We start from the raw sequence: 11,574 nt of genomic DNA on the forward strand, positions 1-11,574 counted from the left end.
CTTATGCCAAAAAGCAATTAACATATTTTATTTTATAAATACTAACAAAAAAAGTCTTGGAGAGAGTTCCTCCAAGACTTTTTTCTTGCAATATATTATTTTCAGGCAATGTTACTGAATTTCGACAAATCAGTTTAAGAACCTCATTTTATTTTTTTAAGATATCCAGTAATAGTTCCGGTTCATCGGTAGTTATGTAATCGATACCAAGACCCAAAAGAAATTGCATTTGCTCTTTCTTATTCACAGTCCATCCATTTGTTGTTAAACCAAGAGACTGTGCATCTTTTATCCATTGTGGATTATGATAAAAGCTAGTATGTTCATAATCGATACCTGAAATATCGGCAGCTTTCAAGTCTTCTATTTTTTTGTTATTTTCAAGGTACGATATTTTAACTGTCGGATCTAGTTGGCGAAGACGCAATACAACATCGTAATCGAAGCTTATATACTCGACCCAAGCCTGAGCTTTTTGACGATGAACCGATTGAACAACCGAGTCAGTTAAAGCCATTGTACGCATAAGCCTCGCTTCTATTGTTTGCGAATCGTCTTCTTTCCCTTGCTTTTCTTTGCCGTATGATTTTAATTCTACAATCAAGCGTGTTTTATTCTGTTTTTTTGCGCAGGCAATATACTCATCAAGCGTAGGAACTGTTTCGCCTCCTTTTAGTTGAATTGTTTTCAATACCTCCAACGTTGTGTTACCCACATTCATATTAGAAAGAATAAGATCATGCGACAATATTATTTTATTATCAGCTGACAGCCATATATCTAATTCAGAACCGGCACAACCTAATTCTATTGCTCTTTTCAACGCCCCTAACGAGTTTTGGCTCACATCGGCATGTTTCCAGGCTCCACGATGGGCAATAACCCCATTGCGAATAAAATCGTCCTTTACCAATTCGAATGTTTTTTTCTCTTTTCCAATCTTCAATTCTATTTCATAGCGCATTGGAGATTTGGCAGTCAGAACTTTATCATCCTTCAATCGGATATAACCTTGTTTGTCTATCAGAAATAAACCCGAAGTATCTTTCGCCAATTTTATCTCAGAATTATCAGATGAAACAACTTTTGCGATCAAAGCACCTCGCTGATCGACAGGTATATGATAATTATCGAGAGACAATAATGATTTTACAGACTGTGCTGTTCCATAATTAGAAACGGCTAGAAAAACGGACAGAATAAGTAGATATTTTTTCATGAAATATAATATTTAATCACTCAAAGATAATGGTTTTGATAAAACATCTGAAACGGAATAACACAAAAGAAGCGAAACCTGTAAGTTTCGCTTCTTCATATAAAATATATAAATTGGGTTTTAATCCCAAAGATGTTTACGACTTAGAGCATACTTACCTCCTCCGGTAAATACTAAAGCTAAAGCACCAAAGAAATATAAGCCAAGCAACTCGACAGCCCAACCTCCCGACTGACTTAATGTAAAGATATCAGCACTATGAGCCAATGAGGCAGCTACCACACAATTAACTGCAAAAATGGCTCCAGCTATCCTAGTTCCATAGCCAGCTATAATAAACAAGGGAGCAATAACTTCACCGACATAAACGCCATAAGCTATAAACGACGGTAAACCTGCGCCTACAACAATCTGTTCTATCATTCCCGCACCGGAACTCAATTTGGCAATACCATGAAGAAGCATTAGTATACCGATACTCAATCGAAGAATTAAAATCCCTGCATCTGTATTTTTTTCAAGTAGTTTCATTATATATTAATTTTAGTTTATACACATCATAAACAAAACACATGTAAAATTGTTTTGTATCAATTCTATTTATATACAAAAAGATGTTAAGAGCTATGATAAAATTTGATCTAATTATTTCTACCTTTACCTCATTAAGAAAATCATTAATATGTATAATATCCATACTATGAACCTAAAAGCTATCATCATTTCGATATGTTTATTTCTGACAATCAGTGTTTATGGACAGAAGCAACAACCCATATCAGAAATATACACCATTGCGCCTGTGAAAATCACAAATCCGATAAAGGTAGATACAACCAACCTGAAAGGAAATAAATTTACAGAAAAAGATTTATTGAAGATGAGCTTAAATATCCCTGATCAAGTTGCATTCATCAAACATCTATCGCCCAATAATGACGGTTACTTTACATTGGATAAGCCTACAAACGAAGCTACATTCCAGTTATTTTCATTCTATGTAGGTTCTCACAGATTTGCAAAACCAACTCTGAAAGTAATGTCACCTAATATGCTCGAAATATACATAGATGACAAGCTGATCACTACAAAGTCGACAACGGAAGACAGCCTTCATTTAGGGAAGGAAGCTAAAGCCACACTAAGCCCCTACCCTCAACCCAATCGCATTGTTATCAAAATATTAGGAACTGCAAAAAGCAAAGCACCTGATGCCTTCAAAGTTTTTATAGAAAATGAAGACAAAGATTCTACTACAACATATACAATAGCCAATACAGATAAACGCCCTATCAACTTTACCGATATAATGAAAGGTAAACGTGTGTCGAATATATCTATATCTCCTAATGGGCAATATATTTTGTTGGGGTATAGAAATTCATTCGGAGAAAAAATTATAACTACAACAGAACTCTACAATACAAAAACAAACAGACAGATTCTTATTGATACTAATGACAGCAAAAAGCAACTTAGCTGGATGCCGAATAGTGATAAATTATTTTATGTATCGAAAGAAGATATTAACTCAAACCTCATTGTTATAGATCCTGCCACATTTAAAGAAAATGTTCTAATAAAAGACATTCCAGATGAGCGTATTTTTTTCTCGCCCGACGAAAAAACCTTGTTCTATAGTAAACAAGAAAAAGGAGAAGAATCGAAGAGTGATTTAAAGTTATTAATCTCGCCTGAAGACAGGCAGCCGGGTTATACAAACCGTTCATCCATATTTAAATATGATATAGCAACCGGATTAAGTCAACAATTGACTTTTGGCTCGCGCTCAACATGGATTAACGATGTTAGCTTCGATTCGAAACAAATCCTATTTTCGTTCGCCGATGAAGCTATTACCGAACGTCCATTCCGAAAATACTCAATGTTCAAATTCGATTTAGCAACAATGAATGTGGATACTTTGTGGACAGATCAAGGATTCGCACACAGAGCCTTATTTTCACCTGATGCTGCAAAAATATTGATATCCGGTTCTGCCGAAGCGTTCGGAGGCATCGGGTTAAATATAAATGAAGGACAAATAGCCAATAGCTATGATGGGCAAGCTTTTATTATGGACTTAAATACAAAGAAAATCGATCCTATTACAAAAGAATTTAATCCAAGTATAGACGATCTTTTTTGGAATAAGAAAGATAATATGATCTATTTCCGCACTACGGATAAAGATTATGTAAACATATATCGCTACAACCCTACAACTAAATCATACACACATCTACCAATGAAAGAAGATGTTGTCCGCACATTTGTTTTAGCTGACAATGCCCCGATCGGTGCTTATGTAGGAGTTAGTCAATCAAATTCGACAAGAGCATATAGCTATGACCTAAAGAGCCAGCAATCGACATTAATATCAGACCCTTATAAAGAAAGATTGGCTATTCTAGAACTGGGGCAAGTAAAAGACTGGAGTTTTAAGAGTTCTGCCGGAGAAGAGATTATCGGAAGTTACTTCTTACCTCCAAACTTCGATGCTGCAAAAAAATATCCTATGATTGTCTATTATTATGGGGGAACAACTCCGACTTCGCGTGCGCTCGAAGGGGCTTATCCTCCACATGTATATGCAGCACTAGGATATGTAGTATATGTTATTCAACCGAGTGGAGCGATCGGCTTCGGGCAAAAATTCTCGGCTCTGCATGTCAATGCATGGGGTAAACGTACTGCCGAAGACATTATAGAAGGAACCAAACAGTTTATGAAAGAACATTCTTTCGTAAATGACAAGAAAATTGGTTGTGTAGGAGCGTCTTATGGCGGATTCATGACCATGTATCTACAGACTCAAACCGATTTGTTTGCAGCAGCAGTATCACATGCCGGAATTAGCTCCATAAGTAGTTATTGGGGCGAGGGATACTGGGGATACACATATAGTTCGGGAGCTAGTGCACACAGCTATCCATGGAATAATCAGGAAATGTATGTGAAACAAAGCCCATTGTTTAATGCGGATAAAGTAAATACACCGATATTATTTACACATGGAACAGACGATACCAATGTGCCTATCGGCGAAAGTATTCAGATGTATACAGCTTTAAAGATATTAGGTAAGCCTACCGAGTTTATACAGGTGAAAGGTGAAAACCATGGAATCGCGAATTACACACGTCGCATAGAATGGAGTAATTCAATATTTGCATGGTTCGACAAATGGCTGAAAGACGATAGTTCGTGGTGGGATAATATGTATCCGAAGAAATAGAAAGATGAAAAAAGAGGATGTATTATAACTAAAAGTACACCGTCAAAGTGTTACACTCTTTTGTTATTCTGAACGAAGTGAAGAATCCCGACCTACATCGGGAGATCCTTCTCTCCGTTCAGGATGACAGATTCACTCGAAAAAATCACTTGTGATACATCCTTTTTTATTACATAATATTACTTAAATAACTGAGGCACAAAATCAGTCAAATAATTGCGCCAATTACTCCATGTATGCCCTCCTTCACTTTCATGATATATATACTTCATGCCTAAGCCATCCAATTGACCTCGATATCGCTCAACGTCCTTATACAAAAAATCAGTCTTGCCAATACCAATCCAGTAAAGTTTGTAACCATTTTGCATTTGTGTTCTGATAGCATCCTCTGCATCATCGTATACAGGAGAGTTTGCATCACCGATCGGGTCGATAGCCGGAGAAAATAACCCGATGTAATCGAAAGTATTGGGATAATAATGTGAAATATGTAATGAATGAAATCCACCCATTGATAAACCGGCAATCGCACGCCCCGATTTATCAGCTTGTACGCGATAATTATTTTCTACAAATTTGATAACATCAGGAAAAGTTTCTTCCATTTTACCATCCATGGTATGGGGTAATCGTGATATAGGTTTGTAAAATCCAAGGCTCGACTCACCGGGAGCAGCCTCTTGCACAACATTGCCATTTGTCATTACAACAATCATGGGTTTAGCCTTACCCTGAGCTATAAGATTATCTAATATTTGAGAAGCACGTCCCAATGCCATCCAAGCTTCTTCGTCTCCGCCCATACCATGCAATAAATAAAGCACCGGATATTTATCTTTACTTGTTTCATAACCGGGAGGTGTATAAATCGTTATCCGTCGTGTCATATCGTTTCCCGGCGAATCGTACCAACGACGCGTAACCGAACCATGAGGAACCTTGTTCACTTTATATAGGTCGCCGACTCCATTACCGACTATAAATATATTCGAAATGGTAGATACATCCCTATTAAGGAATACATTATTAGCATCATTTGATCTTAAGCCATCTATAAAAAAAGAATAGCTGTATAGATCCGAAGACATTACCTCTGTAGTATATGTCCATAGCCCCTTCTCGTCTTTTTTCAGCTCTACCGTTGCAGGGGTCCAGTCTCCACTCGGAACCCAATCTCCTGTAAGCCTCACATCTTTTGCATCGGGAGCCAGCACCCGAAATGTTACAGTATTATCTGCATGAACCTCAGGCGACACAATATCACTACCTCCCCACAGAGCTTGCTGAGAGAAGGTTTTGACACCAAAAAGCATCAAACAAGAAACTAAAATAAATATACTTTTTTTCATGACATATTAGTTTTAAGGTCGAAACCGGTTTATTCTTCTTTTAATATGATTTTTTCTGATCGTTTTCCCTTTTCATCGATATATTTTTCTTTAAACATATTAAAGAATAATGCAAACACAGATAACAACAAAGGTCCGAATATCACACCCCAAAAACCGAATAAAGACAGACCTATTATAACACCAAATACAGTGATCAACGGGTGAGTATCGGCCATTTTTTTCTGCAATAAGAAACGAATCAGATTATCAATATTGGTAATAATAATCAGTGCATAAGCTGCTAATCCAATAGCAGAACCCCAGTCTCCCGTCATAGCTAAATAGGCAGCCAAAGGAAACCATACCAAAGCAGTACCTAACAAAGGAATAATGGTTGCAAAGCAAGTAAGGAAAGCAAATAATACAGGATTAGGTGCACCGAATATAAAATAACCGATTCCTGCAATTGCCCCCTGAATCACAGCCAGTAAAGGAATACCGATAGCATTGGAAGTAACCATCATTTTCATCTCGCCCAATACACGCCCCCTATCCTTCTCTTCGAACGGCATAACATCATAAAGATAAGATTCCATTTGTCTGCCACCTATAAGCATAAAATAGAGCAAAAATAGCATAACAACAGCATTGATAACGAAAGTACTTATCTGCCCCACTACCATTTGTCCTGCAGAGGTAATAAAAGAGGCCATAGTCGATATATTATCACTGGCAAGCAGGTTATATCCTGTCTTTGTATGAATTAGATCTACAAATTGCTGAATACTAGCTATGAATGCAGCCGGATCAAGATGAATGCTTTGTAGTTGATTTATTATTAACCAAATAGCAACGAATGCCGGAACAAGGAAGCATAACAATACCTCACCGAGAATTACTATGGCAGCCAGACTTTTTCGCCATTTTCTTTTCTCAGTCAAACGCATCATTTGCTTACGTACTAATATATATACAGTAAAAGCCCCAAGAAAGCCGCTAAGAAATGGCAAAGACTCGCGAAAGATAAGAAACCCTAATATTATAATAAGGATAACGAGGGAATACCTCCAGTATTTTTCTTTTATAGTCATTGGTGTTTATTTAAAATTTCAGATTGTTTATTTAAGCTATTAAGTTAACATAATATTTATAAAATATGTTCACAACATTCCATAATATACATTTATAGTGGTAAAATCTAAATACACACAAGAAGGATTTCACAATATACTTCCTATCTTTGTAAATAGTATCAAATATTATTTATATGACAAACAAGGCTTTGTTATTTATCATCACCAGTTTTCTCTGCATAACTATAACAGCTCAAAGCGACAACGTTGTCTCTCATTGTTTAGCGGCGGGCACACAAATAAGAATGTGGGACGACACGATGAAAGACATTGAAAATATACAAGTGGGAGATAGTATCATGTCGTTCGATGTCGAAACACAAAAATATTCGACTTCCAAAGTAAAAAAGGTATATAGCGTTATGCATTCCCGTTTGATTCGTATTACACTAGCAAACGATATGCAGATATTAACTACTTACGATCATCCTTTTCTATCGACTAATGGATGGAAATCGCTTGATCCGAATCGTACTAAATCCTATAAACGTTACGACGATGTAGAACAATATAATATAGGTGACAATCTGCTTTATTACGATATTGTAACCACTAATTATTCAACAATCAAATCGATAGAGGGAATAACTACTCCAACAAAGACTTATTCGCTCGAACTGGAAGGGGACGGGGCTTTCATCGCTAATAGTTTTCTAGTAGGACAAGAATAAACACAATTTAAGTAACCTTAAAATGAAAAGAACAACACTCTATTTATTTATCTTAACATTCTGCATAACATGGATAAGTTGTGACAATGAAAGTAGGAGTAACAGGAATAATATATATGCCCGACTCAATGTTCAGAGCTATAACGTAACTACATACGATATTGATTCCAATGGTGTAGAGGAAAATATTGGAAGAATAAATAAATCGGTTGAATTTGACAACTATGGAAACATTCTCAAAGAATTCGCTTCCGATATAGGGCAAACAAGTACTTATGAATACAATGATACCCTACTTGTCAGAACAACAATTAGCAGTGCAACAAAGGGTGTACTATCTGTTATCCAAACATCTTATTTCAACAATCAAAAAATAGATAGTCTCCTCAATAAAGATTCGAAACTCTATGCAAAAGTAATAAGTTACCGCAATAGCCAAGGTCGGGACACCCTTGTAACACGCTTCGATCAAAACAATCAATTAGAATATAAAGTAACTTGTCTCTATGATGAAATCGGGTTAAAAGACATGACAACCCGTTCTAATACAGATACTGTTTACAAACAGCGAATAAATGACGATAAACTTCTACATATATTTGAAAGTAAGAATCTGGAAGGCAAATTAATCGCTCGTGAAACAATATTGCATAATAAAAACGGCGACGAAATAGATTTTCTATATGAAAGTTTCATATTAGAAGATGCACCAAAAATTACACACCGAAAAACCACTTATCTGGATAGTGGCCTGACAGAAGAGGTTGTAACCCTTGATGCAAAGGGAAAACCAATACGTAAGGAGAAATATAACTATCAAATGTTTGATGGTGAAATCTAAAATAATACAATAATCTAGACTTATAATTTCACACAATAATATAATTAAACTGACATCATGAAAAAACTTTTTTTCTCTGTAGCTTTAGCTGGTCTGGTCCTTGTAGGATGTAAGGACAAACAAGCTGATGCCCAGAAACCTGATTTAACACAGTACGTAAAGCCGAATATCGGCACGGCCCATAGTCGCTGGTTCTTTTACACACCTGGCGCCAAACCTTTCGGGATGGCTAAGCTAGCACCGTCTACCGATGGTCATTATGGAAACAAGTGGGGCTGGGAGGCTGTTGGCTACGACGATCGCCATACATCGATAGAAGGCTTTGCCAACTTTCACGAATTTCAAATCGGAGGAGTAGTTTTTGCACCAACGGTTGGAGCTTTACAAACCAAGCCGGGAAAATTAGAAAACCCAGAGGACGGTTACCGTTCTAATTTTGATAGAAAAGACGAATTTGCAACTTCGGGTTATTATAGTGTATTGCTAAAAGATTACAATGTAAAAGCCGAGCTAACGGCAACTGATCGTGTTGGTTTTCACAGATATACCTTCCCTGAATCGAAAGAGTCTAATATCATTTTCGATATCGGTCACCGTCAGGGTGAAAGTGGTGCCGTACAAGATGCTAAAATAACATATTTCGAAGATGGTCGCATCGAAGGATATGTAACGACTAAACCCGAATATGTAAAGAAATATCAGCAGGAAGCTACTGTTAGTATGTATTTCTCAGGTGTAATAGACAAACAACCTACTGCCTATGGAACATTTATCGATAGCATTCCCACAGCCGGACAAAAAGATATTCAAGGCATAGGAGCCGGTTTATACCTCACATTCGATACTAAAGCTAACGAAGCTGTTAATATCAAAGTAGGATTGTCGTATACTTCTATCGAAAATGCGCGACTAAATCTCGAGAAAGAGGCAAAAGATCTTGCTTTCGATCAAGCTAAAGAACAAGCTATCGGTACTTGGAATGACTATTTGAACCGCATTAAAGTAGAAGGCGGCACGGAAGACGATAAGGTGAAATTCTACACCGGGTTATTTCATGCCCTACTTGGTCGTGGTCTGGCCAACGACGTAAATGGAGCTTATCCAAAAAATGACGGAACAGTAGGTCAGATAGCACTCGATGCAAACGGTCTTCCTATTCACAACCATTACAACACAGATGCTATATGGGGCGCATTCTGGAATCTAACCCAACTATGGGCTCTTGCATACCCTGAATATTATGCCGATTGGGTACAGAGCCAACTACTTGTATATAAAGATGCAGGTTGGTTAGGCGATGGTATCGCTACAAGTAAATATGTTTCGGGAGTAGGTACAAACTTTACCAGTTTAGCCATCGCAGCCGCATATAATGTTGGTATCCGCAACTTCGATGTGGAACTAGGATATGAAGCTGCCCGCAAAAACGAATTAGGCTATGAAGGTCGTATTCCCGGAGCAGGCAAAATGGATGTCGGAGCTTTTGTTAAACGTGGCTATGCTCCATATATAGTTAGCAAGCCGGGTATGGAAGAGCTGACAACCGAAGGTTCTCCATTCGGAACATCACACACCCTCGAATATTCGTTCAGTAGCTATGCTGTTGCTCAAATGGCTAAAGAATTAGGAAAAACAGATGATTATGAGCAATTAATGAAATTGTCGAAAGGATGGAAATTAGTATACGATCCATCTACTAAATTCATGAGACCTCGCGACGAAAAGGGTGAATTTATTAAAGACTTCGACCCGACTAAACCTTGGACAGGATTTCAAGAAGGTAATGCATGGCAATATACATTCTATGTCCCTCATGATGCTGAAGAATTGGTAGAGCTTATTGGAAAAGACGAATTTAACAGCCGTCTGGATAGCATATTCACCGTGTCGCAAAAAAATATATTCGGTGGCGGAACAAACATCGATGCTTTTGCCGGATTAGAAGGATTGTACAATCAGGGTAATCAGCCCAACCTACATATTTCGTGGTTATTCAACTTTTCAGGACGTCCTGACCTAACTCAAAAATGGGTACGTGCAATCTGTGACGAGTTCTATGGAACAGAAGGTATTCACGGATATGGTTACGGACAAGACGAAGACCAAGGCCAACTAGGAGCCTGGTATGTTATGGCCGGAATTGGTTTGTTCGATGTAAAAGGACTAACTGCACCCGATCCGTCATTCCAAATCGGCAGTCCGTTATTTGATAAAATAACAATCAAATTGCCGGAAAACATAAGGAAAGGTGAATTTGTAATAGAGGTTGAGAATAACTCGAAACAAAACATCTATATACAAGAAGCCATTCTCAATGGAAAACCTGACGAAAGTCTGAGAGTTCCGTTTTCCGCTATCGTAAATGGTGGTACGCTTAAATTAAAAATGGGACCTGAGCCTAGAAAATAAGTGAAATTAATATAAATTTGAGCCGTGGTATCGATAAGATATCACGGCTCAATTGTTTTATTTTTACATTTGTGCATATAAATATTCTTATAAAGAAATGAAAATAGATACTAATCAAGTAAAAGAGCATATTAAAAACACTTTGATGGAAACGCTCGATATATTTTTCATCGAAACAGAAGATCCGAATACATTAGAGGCAACAATGCATGTGTCTCAATATCATACTCAGACCATGGGGGTACTGCATGGCGGAGCGACTATAACATTAGCCGAATCGGTAGCAGGCGTAGGGTCGAATGTATTATGTGCAGCAGATGAGCGCTGCTTTGGTATGCAGATAAGTGCCAGCCACATATCGACCGCACCTATGGGCGATACTGTACGTGCCATCGGAACTATACAACACAAAGGCAAAGCAACTCACGTGTGGAATGTGGATGTCATTTCGGAAACAACAGGCAGGCTGGTTTCGACTATCCGCATAACAAACGCTGTGGTAAAAAAGGTTATATACACTAAAAAGAACTAAAAGAGTAATCAAAAAATCGGCATACGGATTAAACCTTTTAGTACTATCTTTATCTTAGATAATAAATAGCGGTAACAACATACAAACTTAACCCAATTTTTAGGTCATGGTTGTATGTTGTTATTTTACCTCTATTTTTAAATCATAAATCTATTCTGACCATTTACTGACTTCTGTAATCAATCTGTCTATCCAAT

Annotated in this window: 9 protein-coding genes; 5 read left to right on the forward strand and 4 right to left on the reverse strand. The window is 37.4% G+C overall.

Features of this window, described 5'->3' with window-relative positions; genetic code table 11:
• Positions 1-148: 148 nt before the first annotated feature.
• Both G7Y56_RS10130 and G7Y56_RS10135 read right to left on the reverse strand, forming a co-directional pair.
• Positions 149-1,219, reverse strand: coding sequence for a glycerophosphodiester phosphodiesterase family protein (locus tag G7Y56_RS10130; protein ID WP_165020713.1), 1,071 nt, complete (start codon positions 1,217-1,219; stop codon positions 149-151).
• A gap of 120 nt (positions 1,220-1,339) precedes the next feature.
• Positions 1,340-1,750: a DoxX family protein gene (locus G7Y56_RS10135; protein ID WP_165043192.1), complete on the reverse strand. Its 411-nt coding sequence runs from the start codon at positions 1,748-1,750 to the stop codon at positions 1,340-1,342.
• Between the two features lie 169 nt (positions 1,751-1,919).
• Here G7Y56_RS10135 and G7Y56_RS10140 point away from each other — a divergent pair, with 169 nt between their 5' ends.
• Positions 1,920-4,457, forward strand: a complete 2,538-nt coding sequence (locus tag G7Y56_RS10140; RefSeq protein ID WP_165043194.1) for a S9 family peptidase — start codon at positions 1,920-1,922, stop codon at positions 4,455-4,457.
• Between the two features lie 179 nt (positions 4,458-4,636).
• On the opposite strand, the gene G7Y56_RS10145 is transcribed toward G7Y56_RS10140, so the two are convergent.
• Together G7Y56_RS10145 and G7Y56_RS10150 are read right to left on the reverse strand one after the other, a co-directional pair.
• On the reverse strand, positions 4,637-5,809 hold the full coding sequence (locus tag G7Y56_RS10145; protein ID WP_165043196.1) for an esterase: 1,173 nt from the start codon (positions 5,807-5,809) through the stop codon (positions 4,637-4,639).
• A 29-nt stretch (positions 5,810-5,838) separates the two neighbouring features.
• Positions 5,839-6,882: an AI-2E family transporter gene (locus G7Y56_RS10150; RefSeq protein WP_165020709.1), complete on the reverse strand. Its 1,044-nt coding sequence runs from the start codon at positions 6,880-6,882 to the stop codon at positions 5,839-5,841.
• A 176-nt stretch (positions 6,883-7,058) separates the two neighbouring features.
• Between G7Y56_RS10150 and G7Y56_RS10155 the strand changes: the two genes are divergently transcribed.
• From G7Y56_RS10155 to G7Y56_RS10170, 4 genes are all read left to right on the forward strand, one after another.
• On the forward strand, positions 7,059-7,595 hold the full coding sequence (locus G7Y56_RS10155; RefSeq protein ID WP_165043197.1) for a Hint domain-containing protein: 537 nt from the start codon (positions 7,059-7,061) through the stop codon (positions 7,593-7,595).
• 22 nt (positions 7,596-7,617) lie between these two features.
• The gene (locus tag G7Y56_RS10160) at positions 7,618-8,436 is read left to right on the forward strand and encodes a hypothetical protein (RefSeq protein WP_165043199.1); all 819 of its coding nucleotides are present in this window, start codon (positions 7,618-7,620) and stop codon (positions 8,434-8,436) included.
• 57 nt (positions 8,437-8,493) lie between these two features.
• The gene (locus G7Y56_RS10165) at positions 8,494-10,845 is read left to right on the forward strand and encodes a GH92 family glycosyl hydrolase (protein WP_165043200.1); all 2,352 of its coding nucleotides are present in this window, start codon (positions 8,494-8,496) and stop codon (positions 10,843-10,845) included.
• 97 nt (positions 10,846-10,942) lie between these two features.
• The gene (locus tag G7Y56_RS10170; protein WP_165043202.1) at positions 10,943-11,377 is read left to right on the forward strand and encodes a PaaI family thioesterase; all 435 of its coding nucleotides are present in this window, start codon (positions 10,943-10,945) and stop codon (positions 11,375-11,377) included.
• The last annotated feature ends 197 nt before the right edge of the window (positions 11,378-11,574 follow it).

The sequence above is a fragment of the Dysgonomonas sp. ZJ709 genome (assembly GCF_011039195.1).
Lineage (GTDB): Bacteria > Bacteroidota > Bacteroidia > Bacteroidales > Dysgonomonadaceae > Dysgonomonas.

Excerpts from the sequence above, each read along its gene's own strand:
- G7Y56_RS10135 (WP_165043192.1), bottom strand. The coding sequence starts at position 1,750 with ATGAAACTACTTGAAAAAAATACAGATGCAGGGATTTTAATTCTTCGA.
- G7Y56_RS10130 (WP_165020713.1), bottom strand. The coding sequence starts at position 1,219 with ATGAAAAAATATCTACTTATTCTGTCCGTTTTTCTAGCCGTTTCTAAT.
- G7Y56_RS10140 (WP_165043194.1), top strand. The coding sequence starts at position 1,920 with ATGAACCTAAAAGCTATCATCATTTCGATATGTTTATTTCTGACAATC.
- G7Y56_RS10165 (WP_165043200.1), top strand. The coding sequence starts at position 8,494 with ATGAAAAAACTTTTTTTCTCTGTAGCTTTAGCTGGTCTGGTCCTTGTA.
- G7Y56_RS10160 (WP_165043199.1), top strand. The coding sequence starts at position 7,618 with ATGAAAAGAACAACACTCTATTTATTTATCTTAACATTCTGCATAACA.
- G7Y56_RS10170 (WP_165043202.1), top strand. The coding sequence starts at position 10,943 with ATGAAAATAGATACTAATCAAGTAAAAGAGCATATTAAAAACACTTTG.
- G7Y56_RS10150 (WP_165020709.1), bottom strand. The coding sequence starts at position 6,882 with ATGACTATAAAAGAAAAATACTGGAGGTATTCCCTCGTTATCCTTATT.
- G7Y56_RS10155 (WP_165043197.1), top strand. The coding sequence starts at position 7,059 with ATGACAAACAAGGCTTTGTTATTTATCATCACCAGTTTTCTCTGCATA.
- G7Y56_RS10145 (WP_165043196.1), bottom strand. The coding sequence starts at position 5,809 with ATGAAAAAAAGTATATTTATTTTAGTTTCTTGTTTGATGCTTTTTGGT.